Source organism: Kitasatospora sp. NPDC038210, assembly GCF_055600605.1.
Map to the genome: position 1 here is coordinate 1 of NZ_JBVJYK010000014.1, position 21532 is coordinate 21532.

The following is a 21532-nucleotide window of genomic DNA, read 5'->3' on the forward strand; positions in this document are numbered from 1 at the left end:
GGCCCGGCCGTCACGAGATCCTGGAACCGAGTCCGTGTCGCAAGAACCAAAGCCGGACAGTTGGGGGGAATCCCCTATCGAACACCCTCTGACAGCCCGAGCCCGCGAACGACCCGCATCTCTCCCCGATGCAACACCACTGCCGACCACGGGACGGGCCGCCGCCCTCACCTCACCCCGACCACCGCCGGGCCGGGCGGGTGCGAGTGCCGGCAGTGAGACCACCTCGCCCAGGCGACACCGCCACCCACCCGCACCGCCGAACCGAGCCAAGCCGACCCGACCCGGCCCGACCCGCGAGACACCCACCCCGACGGCCACACCCCACACTCCACCCCCACCACCGTGAGGCCGGGCGGATTGACGCCGGCACCCACCCCAACTACCGCCCAGGCCGAACAGGCCCACCTGGGCACCCAGGCCAACACCCCCTCACCCCAACCACCACCAGGCCGGGCGGACTGACGCGGGCCGGGGCGGCGAGAGGTCGGCGAAGGCCGCAGGCGCAGGCCGGTCCCGGCTGGGCCGTGAGGCCACCTCTCCCACCCACCCCAACAACCCCTCGCCCCACCTCACATCACCCCTCCACCACACCATCCCCCAACCCGGCCACCGACAGGCCAGGCGGATTGACCTGGGCCTGGGCGGCGAGGAGGTCGGCGAAGGCCACGGTGAGCGGGTCGGGGCGGGTGCGGGTGTAGGCGGTGAGGGTGCGGCGGATCGGTGGGTCCGGGCGGAGCACGGCGCCGTCGAAGTGCGGCGGGACGATGTTGGCGGGCACCAGGGCGGGCCCGAGGCCGGCGGCGGCCAACAGCGGTGCGGCGGAGGTCTGTTCGGCGCGGACGGCCGCTCGGGGGTGGAAGCCGGCCTGGGCGGCGACGCGGTCGAGCAGGTCGGCGAGGCCGTTGTCGGGGGCGTAGTGGACCCAGGCGCGGTCGGCGAGTTCGGCCGGCGCGATCGTGCCGCCGGGGCGGTCGGCCAGCGGGTCGTCGGCGGGCAGGACGACCACGAACTCCTCGACGCCGAGTTCGCGGATCGGGCCTTCCCAGTCGGCCGGGGCGGGGCCGACGGCGACGTCGGCGCAGCCGGCGGCCATGGCCGCCTGGAGCCGGTCGGCGTGCGGGTACTCACGCAGCCGGATCTGCACGCCGGGGTGGAGTCGGCGCCAGGCGCGCAGGACGGGCGGCAGGATGCCGAGGCTGACCGAGTAGACGGCCGCGACCTCCAGCTCGCCCTGCTCCAGCCCGGCGGTGCGCCGGGCCACCGTGCGGAGGCGTTCGGCTTCGGCGAGCGCGGCACGGGCGTGCGGCAGCACCGCCCGCCCCATCGGGGTGAGCCGTACCGAGCGGGGCAGGCGTTCGAGCAGCGGGCCACCGACGACGTTCTCCAGGGCCCGCATCTGGTGGGAGAGCGCGGGCTGGGTGACGTGCAGCCGTTCGGCCGCACGGGTGAAGGATCCGGTGTCGACCACCGCGACCAGGTATTCGAGCTGCCGGAGCGTTGCCATGAACAGATGTTATCGATTGCATCGAAAACAAGCCTTGGACTCATCACACCAGGTCGGGGGAGGGTCGTGGTGCGGCCGCCGCAGCAAGCGGACGGTCGGCCGATTCCCCGATGACGAAGGAGTTCTCCCGTGTCCGATGACGGTTCCCTGAAGGGTCGACGTCTCGTGGTGGTGGGTGCGGGTTCGCGCACCGGGCGGGCGCTCGCGAAGGCCGCGTCGGCGGCCGGCGCCGACCTCGTGTTGGCGGGTCCGGATCCGCGCAAGCTGGAGTGGACGGCCGGAGAGCTGTCCGGGCCGTCCGAGGTGTTCTCGCTCGACCTCGCGGACGAGCAGTCGATCGCCGAACTCGCTTCCTGCCTGGGCTCGTTCGACCACCTGGTGTCCACCGCCGCGATGCCGGCCAACGGGCCGCTGCGGGAGCTCGACGCAGCCGATGTGCAGCGAGCGTTCGCAGCCAAGGTGATCGGGCCGCTGCTGCTGGCGAAGCACCTGGTGGGGCAGGTGGCCGAGGGCGGCTCGTTCACCTTCTTCTCCGGTGTCGCCGCCTGGCGTCCGGCCCCCGAGCGCACGGTGATGGCCACCACCAACGGCGCGCTCGCCTTCCTGGTGCAGGCGCTGGCGGTGGAGATCGCACCGGTGCGGGTCAACGCGGTCTCCCCCGGCATCGTCGACACCGGTTCCTGGGACGGCCTCGGCGCCGACAAGGAGGCGTTCCTGCGCGGCGTGGCCGGGCGCAATCCGGCGCGACGTGTGGGCAGTCCCGAGGACCTGATCAAGGCGGTGCTGTACGCGATCGACAACCCGTACGTCACCGGCACGGTGCTGCACGTCGACGGGGGCGGTCGCCTTGTCTGACCTCCGACGCTCGGATGCGGCCCGCCGACGCCCGCGACCGCGGACCCGCACCGCCGCCCGTGCCGCCGCCGTCGCCTTCGCCCTGGCCGCCCTGGCGGGCGGTACCGCCGCGGCCACGCCCGTCCACGGGGCCGACCGTCCCACCGCCGACGCTGCCGACCGCCACGGGTCCTCGCACTCCTGGCCGCAGCGCCTGGTCGACCGCTCGCCCGACCTGGTCCAGCCGAAGGCGCTCACCGTGGACCGTTCGATCGGCTCCCGGCGCGCGGCCCAAGAGGTGCGCCTGGCCCAGCAGTTGTACACGTTCTGGAACACCGGGCAGCAGCGGTACCTGGACGCGGCGATCAGTCCGCAGTTCAGGGACAACACGCTGCCGCCCGGCCGCCCGCAGGGCCCGACCGGCCCGGCGCTCGCCTCGCGCACCTTCCGCGCCGCCGTACCGGACCTGACCTGCGAGCTGTCCGACGTCCTGGTCACCGGGGACAAGATCACCGCCAGGTTGGTCTTCCGCGGCCACTTCACCGGCACCTTCAACGGCGTCCGCGGTGAGGGCCGGTCCGTCGAGTTCAACGCGATCGACATCCAGCACGTCGGCACCGACCGGATCGTCGAGGACTGGCACATCGAGGACAACACGACGCTGCTGGCCCAACTGGGTGTCAACAGCTGACCGCCTCCCCACCTGGGGCCACGAACCACGGCCACGAACCGCCGATCGCCGACCGCCGACCGCCGACGCGTACGAAATCGCGTTGGCGGTCGGCAGCCCCTCCTGCCTATGGTCGGGGGATGACTACCCGAACCTTCCGCATCATGGTGCGCGGCGTCTTCGACGGCCTCACCGACGGGCAGCGCGCCGAACTCCTGGCCGCCGCGCCCGACCACGACGTGCTGCACGCAGCCTTCACCCGCGAGGGCCACCTCAGCTACGACCTCTCCGCGCGGTCCGCCTTCACCTTCCGCTTCCTCGACGAGGGCGAGGCCGAGGAGGACATCCTGGCGGCCACCGAACGGGCCGAGCAGGCGGCGGAGAGCTGGCTGACCGCCCGAGGCTACGGCTTCAAGAACCTCCGCTCCCAGGCCGAGGACCTCTCCCAGGCACCGCTCGGCAAGCGTCAGCGCCGCGCCGCCAACGCCGTCGGCTGACCGCCCCCCCCCGGCCACCTCCTTGACGGCTCTCCGTAGGGATATGCTTGAGCAGTCAAGGAGGTGGCAATGACAGAGCCCGAGACGACGGAACCGACCGACACGCCCCCGAGCCCCGATCCGCTGGACACCGCCCTGCGGCTGGTCCGCGCCCAGGCGGCCGTGGTCAAGCGGTTCGACGCGAGCCTGAGCGGCCTGCACGGCGTGAGCCTGTCCGACTTCACCATGCTGCTCCACCTCGCCCAGGCCCCCGGCGGCAGGATGCGCCGGGTCGACCTCGCCGAGGCCCTCGGCCTCACCGCCTCCGGCGTGACTCGCGGCCTGGCACCGCTGGAGCGGATCGGCCTGGTCACCCGCGAGGCCACGGCCCGCGACGCCCGGGTCGCGTACGCCGCCCTCACCCCGACCGGTCGCGAGCGGCTCGCCGAGATGCTTCACACCGCACGCCAGGTCGCCGCCGACCACTTCGCGGCCGGGCAGTGGAGCCCCGAGGACCTCGGCCGGCTGTCCGCCCTGCTCACCCGACTCGGAGGCACCGCCCCCGGCACGCCCCTCGGCTGAGCAGCGCCGCCGGAGACCCGCGGGGCCACCGCCGCACCCCGGTCCCAGGCTGAGCCCCGGGCCACCTGACCACCCGTACCCACACCCACACGGATACGACCGCACCACCCCGGCGCGACCGCACGACCACCCCGCGAAGGGCAGCACCATGACCCACACCCCCGGTGACACGCCCGGCCGGGAACCCGCCCTCGCCGACACCCAGCGCGCGCACTGGCAGCGGACCCACACCGCCGCCCCCGGGATGTACGGCGAGCTGCCGTCCGCCCCCGCCGCGTACGCCGCCGAGGCCTTCACCGCCGCCGGAACCCACGACGTGCTCGAACTCGGCGCCGGCCACGGCCGCGACGCCCTGCACTTCGCCCGCACGGGCTTCCGGGTACTGGCCACCGACTTCAGCCCGACCGGCCTGGAGCAGCTGAGCGCAGCGGCCGCCGACCAGGGCCTGGCCGACCGGCTCTCGATCGTCACCCACGACGTGCGTGACCCGCTGCCCCTCCCCGACGCCTCCGTCGACGCGGTCTTCGCCCACATGCTGCTCTGCATGGCGCTCTCGACCGACGAGATCACGGCACTCGTCGCCGAGGTCCGCCGCGTCCTGCGCCCGGGCGGCACCTTCGTCTACACCGTCCGCCACACCGGCGACGCCCACTACGGCGCCGGTACCGGCCACGGGGACGACATCTGGGAGCACGGCGGCTTCGCCGTCCACTTCTTCCCCCGCGAGCTGGTGGACGCGCTCGCCGAGGGCTGGCGCCTCACCGACGTCCACCCCTTCGAGGAGGGCGAACTGCCCCGCCGCCTCTGGCGCATCACCCAGGAGACCCCCCGATGACCTCCCCGGCCACCCCGTCCGCGCCGCTCGACCCCGACCACAGGCCGCTCGACCCCGACCACAGGCCGTTCGACCCCGACCGCACGCCCCCCGCCCCCGACGGCACCCTGCTCGCGCCCGACCCCACCGCACCTGACCTCACCATCGACGGCACCGGCCTGCTCTGCGTCCAGCTGCTGCTCCGCCTGCGCGCCCGCATCGCGCACCTCCCCGCCGGCGCGGTGGTCCACATCCAGACCACGGACCCCGCCGCCCCGCTCGACCTGCCCGCCTGGTGCCACCTCACCCGCCACGAGTACCTCGGCCAGGTCCCGCACGAGGCCACCGACCACGAGGTGTACGGGCTGCGCCTCACCTCCGCCCCGGTCCGGACCCGCCCCGACCGCCCCTGGCACCCGGCCCCCACCACCGGCTGACCCACCGACCCACCGCACCGACCCACCGCCCGACCACCGTTCGCCCCCGGTGGAAATCCCCGCGCGCCCAACCCGGAGCCGGTGCAGACTCCCCCCATGCCCGCCACCCTCCCCGCCGACTCCCCCACCCCCAGTGCCAACGCCCTCCTCCACCACCCGCCCGACGCCCGCCTCCTGCTGCTCAACTGCGACGACCTCGGCCGGGACGAGTCCGTCAACCTCGCCGTGATCGACGCCGTCCGGAACGGCATCGCGGCCTCCTGCAGCCTGATGACCGTCTGCCACGCCGCCCCGCACGCACTGCGGCTCCTGCGCCGGCACCCGGACGTCCCCTTCGGCGTCCACCTCACCCTGGTCTGCGAGTCACCGCACCTCCGCTGGGGCCCGCTGGCCGCCCGCGACCGGGTACCGTCCCTCCTCGACGACACCGGCGGGTTCTTCGCCCCCACGCCCGCCGGACGCTCCCGACTGCTCGAACGCGCCCGGCTCGGCCACGTCGAGCGTGAGTTCCGCGCCCAGATCGACGCGGTGGGGGCGGCCGGTCGGGCACCGACCCACCTCGACTTCCACTGCCTCGCCGACGGCGGCCGCGAGGACATCCTCGACCTCGCCCTGGCCCTCGGTGCCGAGTACGGCCTGGCGGTCCGGGTCTGGCTGCCACCCGCCCTGGCCCGGATGCGCCGGCTCGGCCTGCCGGTCGTCGACCACGACTTCCTCGACAGCTTCGCCGTCCCCCTGGACGACAAGCCCGCCCACTACGCCCGGCTGCTGGCCGCGCTCCCGCCGGGCCTGACCGAATGGGCGCTGCACCCCGGCCTGGCCGGGCCTGACCCGCGTGCCCCGCACGACGACGGTTGGCGCGTGCGCCGCACCGATCACGAGTTCCTGGTGTCCCCCGAGGCCCCTCGGCTCCTCGCCGAGCACGGCATCACCGTCATCGGCTACCGGCCCCTGCAGGAAGCCTGGCAACGGGCCCGAGAACGGCTCACACCCGACTTCCCTCCACCGGCCGGTGTGCCACGATGAGGGACTACGAACAGTCGGGAACCACAGGGAGGTTGACCACCATGAATCCGGATCAGACCCTCCACTGCCAGTGGCACGACCAGGCCGGCCACTGGGCACTGACCGTCAGCCACAACGGCCGCGAGTGGGAGCTGTTCGCCGCGGGCCCCTTCGGATCCGAGTCGCTCCCCTTCGCGCACTCGGACGAGGTCCGACGGCTCGCCCAGGCCCTGCTGGACCTGCCCGCCGAACCCGAGCCCTACGAGTTCGAATGGGAGCTCTCCCGGACCGAGTTCGCCCGGACGGAGAGCGAGCGGAACCACTTCGCGACCTTCGCCGTCGGCCTCGACCCCAGCGACGACCACCGCCCGTACCTCGCCTTCCAGTCCTACTTCCACTGGGGGCAGACGACCGCACTCGGCATGGAGGTGGTCTGCGACGACCCGCCGGTCGACGACCTGCGCGCCCAGGCCCACGCCTTCCTCACCGGCTTCCCCGGCCCGGCACACCCCCAGCCGTAGCCGTAGCGGTAGCCCCGGCCCCAGCCCCAACCCCAGCCGTCGTCGACGTGGCCACCACGCCCACGCCGCCCGTACCGGTTCAGGCCACCGCGCGACGCGCCCAGTCCAGCTCGATCGCCCGACTCTCCGGCTCCGACCACCCGTTGACCACCGCCAGCAGGTGCAGATAGCGCTCCCGCCGCAGATCGGCCATCGCCGCCAGCCTCTCCCCCAGCCGACCCCGCAGCCGATCCCCCGATCGATCCCCCGGCCGACCCCGCACCGCCTCGGCACCGTCCGGCAGCATCGCCGCGTACCGCCTCAGCAGCTCCGCCGCGATCACCGCCGCCTCCGGCGACTCCGGACCCACCCCGGCCGCGACCGCCGGACCGGCCAACTCCCTTACGGCCACCGCCAGTCCGGGACGCGGACGGCCCTCTCCGGCCTCCGCCGCCTCGTCCGCCAGCAGTCCGCGCAACAGCTCCCGGAACCCGTCATCCGCCGCCAGCTGCGCCAACTCCACCCAGGCCTCGACCTGTTCGGCCGACGGATCGGCCGGCAGCTCCGGCGTCAACGACCGCGCCACGGCCGCGAACCGGCCACTGGCCTCCGACCCGACGGCCGCCGACCCGACGGCCACCGACGCACCGAACACTCCGGTCAGGAACTCCCCCACCAGGCGCTGCCGTTCGTCCTCCGACAGTCGGGCCAGCCGGTGCACCATCGTCAACTCCTCGGGTGTGGACCCACGCCTGGCCACCGCGCCCAGCACCGCCCGCTGCAGTCGCAGCACCCGGATCCGTACGTCGAGCGCCTCGGCGTGCGCCGCCACGACGGCCGGCAGGGCACGTTCACGCTCCAGCACCGACCGGATCTCGGGCAGTCCGAGCCCGAGCTCCCGCAGGGTGCGGACCAGTTCCAGGCGCGCGACGGCGTCGACGCCGTACCGCCGGTGGCCGGCCGGGTTGCGGTCGGCCGGCGACACGATCCCCTGGTCCGAGTAGAAGCGGACGGTCTTGACCGTCAGCCCCGTCCGACGGGCCAGCTCACCGATGGTGTAGGTCGTGTCGCCGTTCATGGCCACCACCCTGCCTCCTCCCCCTACGGGAGGTGCAAGCGACCACCTCGAACCGACCGGGCCGAACCGACCGGGCCCGTCCGATCAGACTGTCCGATCAGACAGTCCGATCGGACAGTCCGATCAGGCCGTCCGCCGCAGCAGCGCCAGGTACATCGCGTCGGTCCCGTGCAGGTGCGGCCACAGCTGCACGTCCGGCCCGTCCCCGAGCGCGGGGACGCCGGGCAGCAGCGGGCGCGCGTCGATCCACTCGACCCGCCCGCCCTCGGACCGCAGCACGTCGTCCACGACCGCCCGGGTCTCCGCCAGGTGCGGCGAGCAGGTCGCGTAGCCGACCACGCCGCCGATCCGGGTGGCCTCGATCGCCGAGCGCAGCAGGTCCCGCTGGAGCGGCCCGAAGGCCGCCACGTCGGCCGGCCGGCGCCGCCAGCGCGCCTCCGGGCGCCGCCGCAGCGCGCCCAGGCCGGAGCAGGGAACGTCGACCAGCACCCGGTCGAAGCTGTCCGGCTGCCAGGCCGGGCGCGTGCCGTCCGCCGCGATCACCGTGTACGGACCGGGGTTGCCCTGCAGCGCCCGCGCCACCAGTCGGGCCCGGTGCGGCTGCTTCTCGCTGGCGACCAGCGCCGCCCCGCGCTCGGCGGCCAGCGCGCCGAGCAGTGCCGCCTTGCCGCCCGGTCCGGCGCAGCCGTCCAGCCAGATCCGGTCCGGGCCCTCCAGCGGCGCCGCGGCCAGGGCCAGCGCGACCAGCTGGCTTCCCTCGTCCTGCACGCCCGCCCGGTTGTCCTTCACCGCCGCGACCGAGCCCGGGTCGCCGCCCTCGGCGAGCCGCAGCGCGAACGGCGACCAGCGACCCGGTGCGGCCTCGGGCAGCGCCTCGGCCAGCTCGTCGACGGTGGCCCGGCCGGGGCGGGCGACCAGGGTGACCTCGGGCCGCTCGTTGTCGGCCCGGAGCAGCTCCTCCACGGCGCTGCGCCCGGAGGCGTCCGGCTGCCAGCGGCCGAGCGAGTCCCAGAGCGCGGCGACCACCCAGCGCGGGTGCGAGTGGACGACCGCCAGGTGGTCCTCGGCGTCCCGATCGTACGGCGGGGCGACCTGCTCGATCCAGGCGTCCAGGTCGTGGGCGCTGATCCGGCGCAGCACGGCGTTGACGAACTTCGCCTTGCCGTCGCCGAGCACCACCCGGGCGAGCTCGACGGTCGCCGAGACGGCCGCGTGGCTGGGGATGCGGGTGGTGAGCAGCTGGTGGGCGCCGAGCGAGAGCACGTCCAGCACCGGCGGGTCCACCTTGCTCAGCGGCCGGTCGATGCAGGCGGCGATGATCGCGTCGTAGGTGCCCTGCAGGCGCAGGGTGCCGTAGACGAGCTCGGTGGCGAGGGCGGCGTCGCGCCGGTCCATGCCCTTCTGCTCGGCCTCGCGGAGCAGCGAGGGCAGGATCAGGTTCGCGTAGGCGTCGCGCTCGTCTACGGCACGCAGCGCGCGGAACGCGACGATCCGGGCCGGGTCCTTCTTCGGACGGCGGTGCGGGCGGGGCGCGCGCTTGGCGCCGGGGGTGTTGCTGGGCGTGCTCATACCTGTGTGCCTCAAAGTGCTGCGGGGGCTATCAGCTGCGGGTTGTGTCCACAGGAACAGTAACGCGAAACCCGCGCCGACCGCCCTTCCGCCCGCCCCGGACCGCCCCGCCGTCGACCCCTGTGCCACCCTTCCGCCCACCCCTGGCACCCGCCGCCCCGCCGCCGGGTCCCCGTGCTCCCCACCGCTACGATCTGACGGGTGCGCAGCTCGCACGGACGCACCGGGGGACGCCGCGTCGAAGCACGGACGCCCCCGCCATCCATCCACCAGGGGGACCCCACCGCATGACGCTCCGCAGAACCCGCCTCGCCGCCGTCGGCCTCGGCATGGCCGGCCTCTCCCTCTTCGCCTCCTCCGGCACCGCGGAGGCGGTTTCGGGCATGCCGTACGTCGGATACGGCTACCAGAACATCCCGGCGGCCGTGAAGTGCGCCCAGCACTTCTCCAACCTGTTCGGCGGCTACCAGCAGCCGATCTTCGAGGACGGCAAGTACGGGCAGGAAACCAACTGGGCCATCAGGAAGTTCCAGCAGCGGATGGTCGACACCGGCCGGAAGAACCTCACCGTGGACGGCGTCGTGGGCCCGGCCACCGGCGGGACCATGCTGCAGCTGGCCTGGGAGGCCGGCATCCGGGACGCCGACTACGGCCGCTGCTGGGCCGCCCTGCCGTCCTGATCAGCCCCGTCCTGATCAGCCCCGTCCCGGGTCTCCGCAGCCGCGGAGGCCCGGGACGCGTTCCCCGGCCGGATCACTCCTTGCCGGTCCCGAACCTCTCGCCGGCCTCCAGCCGCGCCCCGCGGGCCCAGTCCGCCGCCCGCATCTCCTTCTTGCCCTGCGGACGGACCTCACCCAGCTCGATGTCGTGGCTGCCGGTGCCGACCCGCACGCTGTTCTTGCCGACCATCGCGACCTCGCCGGGCGCCAGCTCGGCCGACTCCGGCAGCAGCTTGACCGGCCCGGTGACCTTCAGCCGCTCGCCACGGAACTCGGTCCAGGCACCGGGCGCGGGCGCGCAGCCGCGCACCACCCGGTCGACCCGCAGCGCGGGATGGTTCCAGTCGATCCGCGCGTCCTCGACGCTGATCTTCGGCGCGAGCGTGACGCCGTCGACCGGCTGCTGCACGGCGTGCAGGGAGCCGTCCTCGATGCCGTCCATGGTGGCCGCGAGCAGCCGGGCGCCGGAGAGGGAGAGCCGGGTGAGCAGCTCACCGCTGGTGTCGGTCGGGCGGATCTCCTCGGTGATCACGCCGTAGACCGGGCCGGAGTCCAGGCCCTGCTCGATCAGGAAGGTGGACGCGCCGGTGACCTCGTCGCCCGCGAGCACCGCGTGCTGGACGGGGGCCGCGCCGCGCCAGGCGGGCAGCAGCGAGAAGTGCAGGTTGACCCAGCCGTGTACGGGGATCTCCAGCGTGCCGGGGCGCAGCAGCGCGCCGTAGGCGACCACCGGGCAGCAGTCGGGGGCGAGTTCGGTGAGGCGGGCGACGAACTCCGGGTCGCTGGGCTTCGCCGGCTTGAGGACCTCGATCCCGGCCTCCTCCGCGCGCTGGGCGACGGGGCTGGCGACCAGCTTGCGGCCGCGGCCGGCCGGGGCGTCGGGGCGGGTGACCACCGCGACGACCTCGTGCCGGTCGGAGGCGAGCAGGGCGTCCAGGGCGGGAACGGCGACCTCGGGGGTGCCGGCGAAGACGAGACGCATCAAGGGCCTTTCTGTAAAAGGAAGTTCAGGAAGCCGACGGGGTCAGCGCGCCGCGCCGAAGGTGCTGTGCGGCGAGACCTTGACGACCGGCGCCGGCCCGCTGCCCCAGTCCGTCTCGCGGATCGCCTTCAGGGCGGCCTTGCGCTGCTCGCGGTCCAGCCGGTCGATGAAGACGATGCCGTCCAGGTGGTCGGTCTCGTGCTGGATGCACCGGGCGAGCAGCTGGGTGCCCTCCACGGTCACCGGATCGCCGTACATGTTGAAGCCCTTGGCCACCACGCCGTACGCGCGCTTGGTGTCGTAGCGCAGGCCGGGCAGCGAGAGGCAGCCCTCCGGGCCCTCCTGCTCGTCCTCGCTCAGCGACAGGTCCGGGTTGATCAGGTGCCCGGTGACGCCGTCCACGTGGTAGGTGAACACCCGCAGGGAGACGCCGAGTTGGGGAGCGGCGAGACCGGCGCCGGGGGCGTCCAGCATGGTGTCGGTGAGATCGCGGACCAGGTTGCGCAGTTCCTTGTCGAACACGGTCACCGGCTTGGCGGTGGCCCGCAGGACGGGGTCTCCGAAGAGACGGATCGGCTGGATCGACACGGGCTACGGGCTCCTGTCCGTCGGGGTGTCGGGAGTCGGCGCGGGACTGCGGGCAACGGCTGTTCCCGCCAAGTCTATGCAACGCGCCGGTCCCGTCCCCCATGCCCTCGGCGCCGCCGGAACCGTTCTGGCATAACCCGACTCTGCCGAGCCGCGTTACCCCGGCCCCCGCTTCGGCGTTGGTCAAGAGAGATTGACCGGGGCCGGGCGCACGGGACACCGCACCCCGGCCGAGCCGAACCGTACGGAAGGTGGCACGTAGGCCATGGCTGAGCAGATCAACCACGACGCCCGGGCGCGGGCGAGCCTGCACCTGCTGGTGCGGGACATCGAGCGGGTGAGGCGCCAGGTCGACGCGCTGCGGACGCTCACCGCCCAGCTGGGAAACGTCTACCGACCGCGCCGCCCCAGCACCTCGGCCGGCTTCGTGGTGTACGGGCGGGCGCCGGCGCCGACCGTGCGCCTGGCGCAGGAGCTGCGGGAGAGCGTCGAGACCCTGGTGGCGGCGGCGGTCGAGTTCGACCGGGCGCTGGGCTTCTCCTGGGACTCGGTGGGCTCCGCCCTCGGGGTCACCAAGCAGGCCGTGCACCGCCGCTACGGCATGCGCCGCCCGACCAGCGAACTGCTCGCCGCAAGCGGCGCCGTCCCGGGCCCCGGCCGCCCGGAGGACCTGCCCGCCGCCCCCGCCGCCGGCCTGGCCGCGACCGTCCCGGCGGCCCGCCAGGGCGGCCTGGACCGCAGCAGCCTGGAGCGCGCCGCCCTGGAGCGCACCCCCGTCGACCGCCCCCAGCCCGACCGCGGCACCATCGAGCGCACCACGATCGACCGCAGCACCCCCGTCGACCGCACCGGCATCCCCCTGCGCGGCTGACGGCACCCGCACCCGAACGACCGGCCACCCGGGGCGGGGTGGCCCACTCACCCCGCCCCACCGCCGCCCTGCCGCGCCGGGAAGCAAGCCCCCGGCCCCGAAAGCCCCGGCCCCGGCCCCTCCGACCGCCCGGACCGCCCCAGGCCGCCCCGCCCGCCTCAGCCGATGTCCGTCGGATCCACCCGCACCCGTACCGGCTCAGCCGTCCGCAGCGCGATCCGCGCGATCTGCGCCGCCTTGAGCGCCGCCGCCAGCGCCGACCCCTGCCCGGGCGCCACCCGCAGCAGCGCGCGCTCCTGCTCCTCCCCGCGCAGCGCGGGCAGCGGCACCGGCCCGAGCACGTCGGCGCCCTCCGGCAGCCGGATCAGTCCCAGGAGGTCGGCGACCGCCGCCGGGCTCCCGCTGACCGAGGCCATCCGCGACACCGGCGGGAAGTGCAGCTGCGCCCGTTCGTCCCGTTCCAGCGCGGCGTGCCCGAGCGGGTCCCAGCGGACCACGGCCTGGACGGGACGGGCGGACGGCTCGGCGACCACGACCACCGTGCCGCCCTCCGTGGAGGGCCGCACCAGCGCGGCCGCCGCCAGCCAGAGCCGCAGCGCCTCCTCCCCCGCCCGCAGGTCCGGCCGGCCGAGCAGGGCCCACCCGTCCAGCAGCAGGGCCGCCCCGTACCCGGAGCCGCCCTCCACCACCGGCTCCGCGCCCGGCGTGGAGATCACCAGCGACGGCTCGTCCGGCACCGTGGCCAGCACCGAGTCCCGGCCGGAGGTCCGCACCGGGATCCGCGGGAACGCCTTGCCCAGTTCCTCCGCCGTCCGCCGGGCGCCGATCACCTGGGCCCGGAGCCGGAACGACCCGCACTCGGGGCAGTGCCAGTCGTTCTCCGCCTCCCCGCACCACCCGCAGTGCAGCGCGGCGTCCGCCGAGGGCGCCTCCAGCGGCCCCTCGCAGCGCCGGCACCGCGCCGGGGTGCGGCAGCGTCCGCAGGCCAGCCGGGGCACGTAGCCGCGCCGGGGCACCTGGATGAGCACCGGGTGCCCGGCCGCCAGCGACTCCCGGGCGGCCTCCCAGGCCACCGAGGGCAGCCGGGCGGCCTGCGCGGCCGCGTCACGGTGCTGGTCCAGGTCGGTGACGGTCCGCACCCTCGGTGCGACCTGCCGCACCGTCTCGCGGTCCGCGACGAGCGGCCGCGCCCAGCCGGTGCTGACCAGCTGCGCGCCCTCCACCGTCACCGCGTGCCCGCCGAGCAGCACGGCCGCGCCCTCCTCGGCGGCGCGCAGCAGCGCGACCTCCCGCACGTGCGGGTGCGGGGCGCGCGGGTCGCTGTGGCTGCCGTCGCCGTCCGACCAGACGACGACCAGCCCGAGGTCGCGCACCGGCGCGAACATGGTGGCGCGGGTCCCGATGGCGGCGTGCACGGAGCCCCGGCTCACCGAGAGCCAGCGCCGGTAGCGCTCGCGCGGGCCGAGGTCGGCTTCCAGGGCGGCGTGGCTCCCGGGGCCGAGCAGCTCGGTCAGCGCCTGGTCGACCCGGGCGACCGAACGCGAGTCGGGCAGCACGACCAGCGCGCCGCGCCCGCCCGACAGCGTCGCCGCCACCGCCCGCGCGATCTCGTACGGCCAGCCGGGGCCGGGCAGCGCCGCCCACACGGCGCGCGGCGCGGCGCCGTCAGCCAGCGCGGTGAGGAAGTCGGGCCCGGCCGGGTAGCGCTGCCAGCCGCCGGGGGCCGGCGCGGGCGGGCGCGGCAGCGGCGGCGGCGAGGGCTCGGCCTCGGCCTTGGCGTGCCGGGGCGGGACGGCCAGCTGCAGCACGTCGGCGAGCGTCCCGGCGTACCGGTCGGCGACGGTCCGGCACAGCCGCAGCAGCTGCGGGGTGAGCACGGGCTCGGGCGACAGCACCTGTGCCAGCGGGGCGAGCGGCCCAGGGAAGTCGCTCTTCTCCAGGCGGGCGACGATGAAGCCGTCGTGCAGTTCGCCGCCCTCGCGCTGCCCCTTCACCACCCGCGCGCCGAAGCGCACCCGGACCCGGACGCCCGGCCGGGCCTCCTCGGCCATGACGGCCGGCACCTCGTAGTCGAAGAACTTGTCGATGGTGAGCACGCCCTTGTCCACCACGACCCGGGCCACCGGAAGGTGCTCGGCCCGCTTGGCCCCGCGCCAGCTGCGCGGTTTGGCCCGCTTGACCGTCTCCCGGATGAACGCCAGCTGCTCCGGCTCGCCGGTCCCGTTCTCCCCTGTGTTGCTCATCGCTCCCAAGTACTACCAGGTCACACCGACAGGACGCACAAAGCGGAGCGGCGCCCACCCCCCGGGAGGGGTGGGCGCCGCTTCGACGTGCGGGGGACGTCAGTCCTGCACGGCAGCCTTCAGCCGCTCCACCCGGTCGGTGCGCTCCCAGGTGAAGTCCGGCAGCTCACGGCCGAAGTGGCCGTACGCGGCGGTCTGGGAGTAGATCGGGCGCAGCAGGTCCAGGTCGCGGATGATCGCGGCCGGGCGCAGGTCGAAGACCTCGGAGACGGCCTTCTGGATGCTGAGGACCGGAACGGTCTCGGTGCCGAAGGTCTCCACGAACAGGCCGACCGGCTCGGCCTTGCCGATCGCGTACGCGACCTGCACCTCGGCGCGGCGGGCGAGGCCGGCGGCGACGATGTTCTTCGCCACCCAGCGCATCGCGTACGCGGCCGAGCGGTCCACCTTGGACGGGTCCTTGCCGGAGAAGGCGCCGCCGCCGTGGCGGGCCATGCCGCCGTAGGTGTCGATGATGATCTTGCGACCGGTGAGGCCGGCGTCGCCCATCGGGCCGCCGATCTCGAAGCGGCCGGTCGGGTTGACCAGCAGGCGGTAGCCCTCGGTGGTCAGCTTGATGCCCTGCTCGGCCAGCGCCTTCAGCTCCGGCTCGACCACGAACTCGCGGATGTCCGGGGTGAGCAGCGACTCCAGGTCGATGTCACTGGCGTGCTGGGTGGAGACGACCACGGTGTCGAGGCGGACGGCCTTGTCGCCGTCGTACTCGATGGTGACCTGGGTCTTGCCGTCGGGGCGCAGGTACGGGATGGTCCCGTTCTTGCGGACCTCGGTCAGCCGGCGCGAGAGGCGGTGGGCCAGGGTGATCGGCAGCGGCATGAGCTCGGGCGTCTCGTCGGACGCGTAGCCGAACATCAGGCCCTGGTCGCCGGCGCCCTGCTTGTCCAGGTCGTCCTCGTCACCCTCGACACGAGCCTCGTACGCCGTGTCGACGCCCTGCGCGATGTCGGGCGACTGGGCACCGATGGACACCGACACGCCGCAGGAGGCGCCGTCGAAGCCCTTCTTGGAGCTGTCGTAGCCGATCTCCAGGATCTTGTCCCGGACGAGCTGGGCGATCGGGGCGTACGCCTTGGTGGTCACCTCGCCGGCCACGTGCACCTGGCCGGTGGTGATGAGCGTCTCCACGGCGACCCGGGAAGTCGGGTCCTCGCGCAGGAGAGCGTCAAGGATGGTGTCGCTGATCTGGTCAGCGATCTTGTCGGGGTGGCCCTCGGTGACGGACTCCGAGGTGAACAGGCGGCGAGACACAGCGCTCCCTGGGGTTGCAGCGGCTGCTGACTGAAGTTCCGGGGGACCCGGTAACTCCGGAAAGACTTGATTCCTGGAGTCTAACGGGCTGCTTCCGCCGAACGTCACCCACTCCAGGAATTCTTGAGCGTCCCGCAGCCCTTTCCGATCAGTTGCCGCCCGTTTCCAGCCGCTTTGCGACCAGGTCCCAGACGACGTCCGCGAGCGCCTCCTTCGGACCCACCGGGACGGGCGTCTCACTGCCGTCCGAGCCCAGAACCACGGCCTCGTTGACGTCCGTGCCGAAGGCCTTGCCGTTGCCCACCTCGTTGACCACGAGCAGGTCGCAGCCCTTGCGGGCGAGCTTCGCGCGGCCGTTGGCGAGCACGTCGTCGGTCTCCGCCGCGAAACCCACGACCAGTTGACCCGAACGGGTCCGGTGCGCCGAGAGCTCGGCCAGGATGTCGGGATTGCGGACCAGTGCGACCGGCGCCGGCTCGACCCCCTCGACCTTCTTGATCTTGCCGGTCGCGAACTCGGCGGGCCGGAAGTCGGCCACCGCCGCGGCCATCACCACGGCGTCCGCGTCCGCGACCGCCTCCAGCACCGCCTCGCGCAGCTCCAGCGCGGTCGAGACGTGCACCACGTCCACCCCCGCCGGATCCGGCAGCTCGGCATTGGCCGAGAGCAGGGTCACCCGGGCCCCGCGCGCCGCGGCCGTGACGGCCAGCGCGTAGCCCTGCTTGCCGGAGGAGCGGTTGCCCAGGAAGCGCACCGGGTCCAGCGGCTCCCGGGTGCCGCCCGCCGAGACCACCACGTGCCGGCCCGCGAGGTCGGTCGGCACCGCCCCGCCGCGGCGCAGCACGGCCCGGCAGGCGTCGAAGATCGCCGAGGGCTCGGGCAGCCGCCCCTTGCCGGTGTCCTTGCCGGTCAGCCGCCCGACGGCCGGCTCCAGCACGATCACGCCCCGCCGGCGCAGCGTGGCGACGTTGTCCCGGGTGGCCGGGTGCTCCCACATCTCGGTGTGCATGGCGGGCGCCACGACGACCGGGCAGCGGGCGGTGAGCAGGGTGTTGGTCAGCAGGTCGTCGGCGAGGCCGTGGGCGGCCTTGGCGATCAGGTCGGCGGTGGCCGGGGCGACCACGACCAGGTCGGCCTGCTGCCCGATCCGCACGTGCGGCACCTCGTGCACGCGTTCCCAGGTCTCGGTGGCGGCCGGCCGGCCGGACAGCGCGGCCCAGGTCGCCTCGCCGACGAAGTGCAGCGCGGCCCCGGTGGGCACCACGGTGACCTGGTGGCCGGACTCGGTGAACCGGCGCAGCAGCTCGCACGCCTTGTACGCGGCGATCCCGCCGCTCACACCGAGGACCACGCGCGGGGCGTCCGCAGTCGTCATGAACCGGCCTCTCTACGCATCGGGAACCCGCCCACCCTACGGCCCCTCAGCCGCCACCCGCGCAGCGCCCCACCCCGTGCCCCCACACGACGGGAGGGCCCGGCGGAATCGAGTCCGCCGGGCCCTCCCGGAAAATCAGCGACCGCCTCAGGCAGCCTCGACCGCCTCGGCGGTCAGCATGCCCGCGTTGATCTCGCGCAGCGCGATCGACAGCGGCTTCTCGTGCACGTGGGTGTCGACCAGCGGGCCGACGTACTCCAGCAGGCCCTCACCGAGCTGGGAGTAGTACGCGTTGATCTGGCGCGCGCGCTTGGCGGCGTAGATCACGAGGCTGTACTTGGAGTCGGTGGCCTCAAGCAGCTCGTCGATCGGCGGGTTGATGATGCCCTCGGGCGCGGTCATGGAAGAGGACACGCGAAAACCTTCCGAAAGGGTGGAAAAGACAGACAGGTCAGGCTACACCGAGCAAGGCTAGCAGTTCGGCCGCTACCTGCTCGACCGAGGTGTTGACAAGGGTCGTGTCGAACTCGGGCTCGGCGGCGAGCTCGATCCGGGCGGCGTCGAGCCGCTTCTCGATCACGTCCTGCGACTCGGTGCCGCGCCCGGTCAGCCGACGGACCAGCTCGTCCCAGCTCGGCGGGGCCAGGAAGACCAGCTGCGCCTCGGGCATCGACTCGCGCACCTGCCGGGCACCCTGCAGGTCGATCTCCAGCAGCACGGGCTCGCCGCGCTCCAGCTTCTCCAGCACGGCCGCGCGCGGGGTCCCGTAGCGGTTCCCGGCGAACTCGGCCCACTCCAGCAGCTCGCCGTTGGCGATCAGCTTGTCCATCTCGTCGTTGTCGACGAAGTGGTACTGGACCCCGTTCTTCTCGCCGGGCCTCGGGTGGCGGGTCGTCGCCGACACCGAGAGCCAGACCTCGGGGTGCATCTTCCTCATATGAGCGACGACCGTGCTCTTGCCGACCCCCGAAGGGCCGGAGAGCACGGTCAGCCGCGGACGCTCACTCATGCACCGATTATCCCGGATCGCGGAGGATGACGGGACCACCGGGGCAGGGTCAGGCGGCACCCCCGCCGAACTCCCGCTCCAGGGAGGCGATCTGGTTGGTGCCGAGGCCACGGACGCGCCGGCTCTCGCTGATGCCGAGGCGCTCCATGATCTGCTTGGCACGGACCTTGCCGACGCCCGGAAGGGACTCCAGCAGGGCCGAGACCTTCATCTTGCCGATCACGTCGTTGTCGGCCTTGCCGGCCTTGATCACCTCGTGCAGGGAGGCGCCGGAGTGCTTGAGCCGGTTCTTGACCTCGGCGCGCTCCCGGCGAGCCTCGGCGGCCTTGGCGAGCGCGGCGGTGCGCTGTTCAGGGGTAAGGGGCGGAAGAGCCACGCCGTTCACCTCAGGGTGTGGATGGATGGGATTGAGCTATGACTGGTTTCGTACCCAGGACACCGTCCGCAAGAGGAACCACAAGGCCCTGACCTGCGGGAGCCACGGAATTCGCGGCTCGCCGATGACCTATCGCCGGACACTACCCGCATTGCGGCGCCACGTCAGGAAAAGAACACGAAAAGTCCTGGTCAGCCAAGGCCGACCAGGACTTTCCCGGGCAAAATGACCGCGATTGCGAAACTTTGACGGGCTCGATGTGACGGCGCTCACGTACACTCCGCGACGCCGCCGCCGTCCTGCGGACACTCCACAGGGTCACCGACCGGCTACCGACGGGTAGCCTCCCGCTCCGTGACGGGCCCGTCCGGCCCGCGTGACCGGGTCCGTCCGGCCGGTGCGACCGCGTCCGCCCCGGCCCGCCCGACCGCGTCCGCGCGGCCTACTTGACCGCGTCCGCGAACTCGCCGACGAAGCGGTCCGACGCCTCGCGCAGCGCCGCCACCGAGGGACCGTGCTTCAGCACGTCCCGGCTGACGCTCGGCACCACGTTGATCACCGCGGCGCCGAACACCCGCGGCAGGTCCGCCATGGTCGCGCCCTGGGCGCCGATCCCCGGGGCCAGCAGCGGCCCGTTGATGGCCAGCTCGACGCCCGCGTCGGCCAGCGTCGCACCGACCACCGCGCCGAAGGAGCCCAGCGGCGCCGCGCCCTCGTTCTCGGCCGCCAGCTGCCGCAGCACCGAGGCGGCGACCGGCTCGCCGTCCGCGCCCACCGCGCGCTGCACCTCGGCGCCCTCGGGGTTGGAGGTGAGCGCCAGCGCGAACACGCCGCAGCCCTGCTCCCGGGCCAGGTCCAGGGCCGGGCGCAGCGAGCCGAAGCCCAGGTACGGGCTGACCGTCACGGCGTCCGAGAACAGCGGGCTGGCGGGCGACAGGAAGGCCTCCGCGTAGGCGGCCATGGTGGAGCCGATGTCGCCTCGCTTGGCGTCCATCAGCACCAGCGCACCGGCCGCCCGGGCCTCCTCGACGGTCTTCTCCAGCACGGCGACGCCCTTGCTGCCGAAGCGCTCGAAGAAGGCGGCCTGCGGCTTGAGCACGGCCACCCGGTCGGCCAGCGCCTCGACCACGGTGCGGCTGAAGGTCTCCAGCCCGGCGAGGTCGTCGCCGAGCCCCCAGGCGGCGAGCAGGGAGGCGTGCGGGTCGATGCCGACGCAGAGCTGGCCGCGGGTGTCGAGCGCGTGGCGCAGCCGGGCGCCGAACGGGGCGAGGGTCATGTCGTCCTTTCCGAGGAGTCCGAGGGGTCCGAGGGGTGCGGGAGGTGCGGGGGTCGTACGGGTCTTGACGGGAGCCGGGTCGCTCACGAGCTGCGCACGGCGCTGCCGACCGCCGAGGCCAGGTCGCGGAAGCCCGCGGCCCGGATCCTGGCGGACAGGCCCTTGTGGATCTTCCGGCACCAGAACGGGCCCTCGTAGATGAAGGCGCTGTAGCCCTGGACCAGGTCGGCGCCGTGGAGGATCCGCTGCCAGGCGTCCTCGGCGGTCTCGATGCCGCCGACCGACACCAGGGTCAGCCGGCCCTCCGTCCGGGCGTGCAGCCGCTGCAGCACCTCCAGGGCGCGGGCCTTGAGCGGGGCGCCGGACAGGCCGCCCATGCCGATCTCCTCGATCCGCCCGGCGTCGGTGCGCAGGCCCTCGCGGCCGATCGTGGTGTTGGTGGCGATGATGCCGTCCAGACCCAGCTCCAGGGCGAGGTCGGCGACCGCGTCGACGTCCTCGTCGGCCAGGTCGGGGGCGATCTTGACCAGCAGCGGCACGTGGTGCGCGGTGGTGCGGTCGGCGGCCTCGCGGACGGCGGCGAGCAGCGGGCGCAGGTGGTCGACGGCCTGCAGGTTGCGCAGCCCGGGGGTGTTCGGCGAGCTGACGTTGACCACCAGGTAGTCGGCGTACTTGGCCAGGCGCTCGGTGGACTTGACGTAGTCGGCGACCGCGTCGGCCTCCTCGACGACCTTCGTCTTGCCGATGTTGACGCCGATGACCGGGGTGGAGCTGGTGTGCGGGCGGGCGGCCAGGCGGGCGGCGACCCGGGCCGAGCCCTGGTTGTTGAAGCCCATCCGGTTGATCAGCGCGCGGTCCTCGACGAGGCGGAACAGCCGCGGCGCCGGGTTGCCGGGCTGGGGCTCGCCGGTGATGGTGCCGATCTCGACGTAGTCGAAGCCGAGCATGGCCAGGCCGTCGATGCCGACGCCGTTCTTGTCGAAACCGGCCGCGAGGCCGAACGGGCCGGGCAGGTCGAGGCCGAGGGCGCGGGTGTGCAGGGCACGGTCGCGCGGGGCCAGCACCAGTCGCACCAGGGTGCGCAGGCCCGGCACCGAGGAGGCCAGCCGGATCCAGAAGAAGGCCAGGTGGTGGGCCTTCTCGGGGTCCATCTTCTTGAAGACCAGGTCGAACAGAAGCTTGTACAAGGGTGGTTCAACTCCCGGAGCGGATAGCGGGATTCGAGGCACGGGCCCGGTCGGCGGGCACAACCCGGCGGAGGGCGACGGGCGGGCACAGCCCGGCCGGCGGGCGACGGGCGGGCATGGAAGTGG

22 protein-coding genes and 1 pseudogene are annotated in these 21532 nt (G+C 73.8%); 10 read left to right on the plus strand and 13 right to left on the minus strand.

Features of this window, described 5'->3' with window-relative positions:
- Positions 1 to 577: 577 nt before the first annotated feature.
- Positions 578 to 1507: a LysR family transcriptional regulator gene (locus tag ACZ7KX_RS26525; protein WP_470328669.1), complete on the minus strand. Its 930-nt coding sequence runs from the start codon at positions 1505 to 1507 to the stop codon at positions 578 to 580.
- Positions 1508 to 1636: 129 nt separating this feature from the next.
- On the opposite strand from ACZ7KX_RS26525, the gene ACZ7KX_RS26530 reads away from it, so the two are divergent.
- The 8 genes from ACZ7KX_RS26530 to ACZ7KX_RS26565 all read left to right on the plus strand — a co-directional run bounded on the left by ACZ7KX_RS26530 (position 1637) and on the right by ACZ7KX_RS26565 (position 6846).
- A complete protein-coding gene (locus tag ACZ7KX_RS26530; RefSeq protein ID WP_470328670.1) occupies positions 1637 to 2362 on the plus strand; it encodes an SDR family oxidoreductase in 726 nt (241 codons plus the stop codon).
- The gene (locus ACZ7KX_RS26535; protein WP_470328671.1) at positions 2355 to 3032 is read left to right on the plus strand and encodes an ester cyclase; all 678 of its coding nucleotides are present in this window, start codon (positions 2355 to 2357) and stop codon (positions 3030 to 3032) included. Before ACZ7KX_RS26530 ends, ACZ7KX_RS26535 begins: the two co-directional genes overlap by 8 nt.
- A 119-nt stretch (positions 3033 to 3151) precedes the next feature.
- Complete coding sequence (locus tag ACZ7KX_RS26540) at positions 3152 to 3508, plus strand: DUF6204 family protein (protein ID WP_470328672.1); 357 nt, start codon at positions 3152 to 3154, stop codon at positions 3506 to 3508.
- A 69-nt stretch (positions 3509 to 3577) separates the two neighbouring features.
- Positions 3578 to 4069, plus strand: a complete 492-nt coding sequence (locus ACZ7KX_RS26545) for a MarR family winged helix-turn-helix transcriptional regulator (RefSeq protein ID WP_470328673.1) — start codon at positions 3578 to 3580, stop codon at positions 4067 to 4069.
- Positions 4070 to 4217: 148 nt separating this feature from the next.
- Entirely contained in the window at positions 4218 to 4904 is a 687-nt protein-coding gene (locus ACZ7KX_RS26550) for a class I SAM-dependent methyltransferase (RefSeq protein ID WP_470328674.1), read from the plus strand.
- Entirely contained in the window at positions 4901 to 5320 is a 420-nt protein-coding gene (locus ACZ7KX_RS26555; protein WP_470328675.1) for a sulfurtransferase TusA family protein, read from the plus strand. The genes ACZ7KX_RS26550 and ACZ7KX_RS26555 overlap by 4 nt, the downstream gene beginning before the upstream one ends.
- Positions 5321 to 5416: 96 nt before the next feature.
- Positions 5417 to 6346 carry a polysaccharide deacetylase family protein gene (locus ACZ7KX_RS26560; protein WP_470328676.1) on the plus strand — a complete coding sequence of 310 codons (930 nt, stop codon included), beginning with the start codon at positions 5417 to 5419 and terminating at the stop codon, positions 6344 to 6346.
- 41 nt (positions 6347 to 6387) lie between these two features.
- Positions 6388 to 6846 (plus strand): hypothetical protein, encoded by a 459-nt coding sequence (locus ACZ7KX_RS26565; protein ID WP_470328677.1) that lies wholly within the window; start codon positions 6388 to 6390, stop codon positions 6844 to 6846.
- A gap of 79 nt (positions 6847 to 6925) precedes the next feature.
- Here the strand turns inward: ACZ7KX_RS26565 and ACZ7KX_RS26570 are convergent, their stop codons facing one another.
- Both ACZ7KX_RS26570 and ACZ7KX_RS26575 read right to left on the minus strand, forming a co-directional pair.
- Positions 6926 to 7903 carry a MerR family transcriptional regulator gene (locus ACZ7KX_RS26570; RefSeq protein WP_470328678.1) on the minus strand — a complete coding sequence of 326 codons (978 nt, stop codon included), beginning with the start codon at positions 7901 to 7903 and terminating at the stop codon, positions 6926 to 6928.
- A gap of 123 nt (positions 7904 to 8026) precedes the next feature.
- On the minus strand, positions 8027 to 9472 hold the full coding sequence (locus ACZ7KX_RS26575) for an RsmB/NOP family class I SAM-dependent RNA methyltransferase (protein WP_470328679.1): 1446 nt from the start codon (positions 9470 to 9472) through the stop codon (positions 8027 to 8029).
- Positions 9473 to 9759: 287 nt separating this feature from the next.
- Between ACZ7KX_RS26575 and ACZ7KX_RS26580 the strand changes: the two genes are divergently transcribed.
- The gene (locus tag ACZ7KX_RS26580; RefSeq protein ID WP_470328680.1) at positions 9760 to 10152 is read left to right on the plus strand and encodes a peptidoglycan-binding domain-containing protein; all 393 of its coding nucleotides are present in this window, start codon (positions 9760 to 9762) and stop codon (positions 10150 to 10152) included.
- A 73-nt stretch (positions 10153 to 10225) separates the two neighbouring features.
- On the opposite strand, the gene fmt is transcribed toward ACZ7KX_RS26580, so the two are convergent.
- Together fmt and def are read right to left on the minus strand one after the other, a co-directional pair.
- Positions 10226 to 11173 carry a methionyl-tRNA formyltransferase gene (fmt, locus tag ACZ7KX_RS26585; protein WP_350521209.1) on the minus strand — a complete coding sequence of 316 codons (948 nt, stop codon included), beginning with the start codon at positions 11171 to 11173 and terminating at the stop codon, positions 10226 to 10228.
- Positions 11174 to 11215: 42 nt separating this feature from the next.
- Positions 11216 to 11761, minus strand: coding sequence for a peptide deformylase (gene def / locus ACZ7KX_RS26590; RefSeq protein WP_470328681.1), 546 nt, complete (start codon positions 11759 to 11761; stop codon positions 11216 to 11218).
- Positions 11762 to 12026: 265 nt separating this feature from the next.
- Here def and ACZ7KX_RS26595 point away from each other — a divergent pair.
- Positions 12027 to 12535 (plus strand): annotated as a pseudogene (locus tag ACZ7KX_RS26595) (hypothetical protein); the annotation flags it as partial.
- 255 nt (positions 12536 to 12790) lie between these two features.
- On the opposite strand, the gene ACZ7KX_RS26600 reads toward ACZ7KX_RS26595, so the two are convergent.
- The 8 genes from ACZ7KX_RS26600 to ACZ7KX_RS26635 form a co-directional block, all read right to left on the minus strand.
- The gene (locus tag ACZ7KX_RS26600; protein ID WP_470328682.1) at positions 12791 to 14875 is read right to left on the minus strand and encodes a primosomal protein N'; all 2085 of its coding nucleotides are present in this window, start codon (positions 14873 to 14875) and stop codon (positions 12791 to 12793) included.
- 99 nt (positions 14876 to 14974) lie between these two features.
- Positions 14975 to 16183, minus strand: coding sequence for a methionine adenosyltransferase (gene metK / locus ACZ7KX_RS26605; RefSeq protein WP_470328683.1), 1209 nt, complete (start codon positions 16181 to 16183; stop codon positions 14975 to 14977).
- A gap of 148 nt (positions 16184 to 16331) precedes the next feature.
- On the minus strand, positions 16332 to 17558 hold the full coding sequence (gene coaBC / locus ACZ7KX_RS26610) for a bifunctional phosphopantothenoylcysteine decarboxylase/phosphopantothenate--cysteine ligase CoaBC (protein ID WP_470328684.1): 1227 nt from the start codon (positions 17556 to 17558) through the stop codon (positions 16332 to 16334).
- Positions 17559 to 17705: 147 nt separating this feature from the next.
- Positions 17706 to 17972 carry a DNA-directed RNA polymerase subunit omega gene (gene rpoZ / locus ACZ7KX_RS26615; RefSeq protein ID WP_030056185.1) on the minus strand — a complete coding sequence of 89 codons (267 nt, stop codon included), beginning with the start codon at positions 17970 to 17972 and terminating at the stop codon, positions 17706 to 17708.
- A gap of 37 nt (positions 17973 to 18009) precedes the next feature.
- Complete coding sequence (gmk, locus tag ACZ7KX_RS26620) at positions 18010 to 18567, minus strand: guanylate kinase (RefSeq protein WP_350521215.1); 558 nt, start codon at positions 18565 to 18567, stop codon at positions 18010 to 18012.
- A gap of 49 nt (positions 18568 to 18616) precedes the next feature.
- Entirely contained in the window at positions 18617 to 18943 is a 327-nt protein-coding gene (gene mihF, locus ACZ7KX_RS26625) for an integration host factor, actinobacterial type (protein WP_030056187.1), read from the minus strand.
- 442 nt (positions 18944 to 19385) lie between these two features.
- Positions 19386 to 20219 (minus strand): orotidine-5'-phosphate decarboxylase, encoded by an 834-nt coding sequence (pyrF, locus tag ACZ7KX_RS26630; protein WP_470328685.1) that lies wholly within the window; start codon positions 20217 to 20219, stop codon positions 19386 to 19388.
- 83 nt (positions 20220 to 20302) lie between these two features.
- Positions 20303 to 21406 carry a quinone-dependent dihydroorotate dehydrogenase gene (locus ACZ7KX_RS26635; RefSeq protein WP_470328686.1) on the minus strand — a complete coding sequence of 368 codons (1104 nt, stop codon included), beginning with the start codon at positions 21404 to 21406 and terminating at the stop codon, positions 20303 to 20305.
- Positions 21407 to 21532 lie beyond the last annotated feature (126 nt).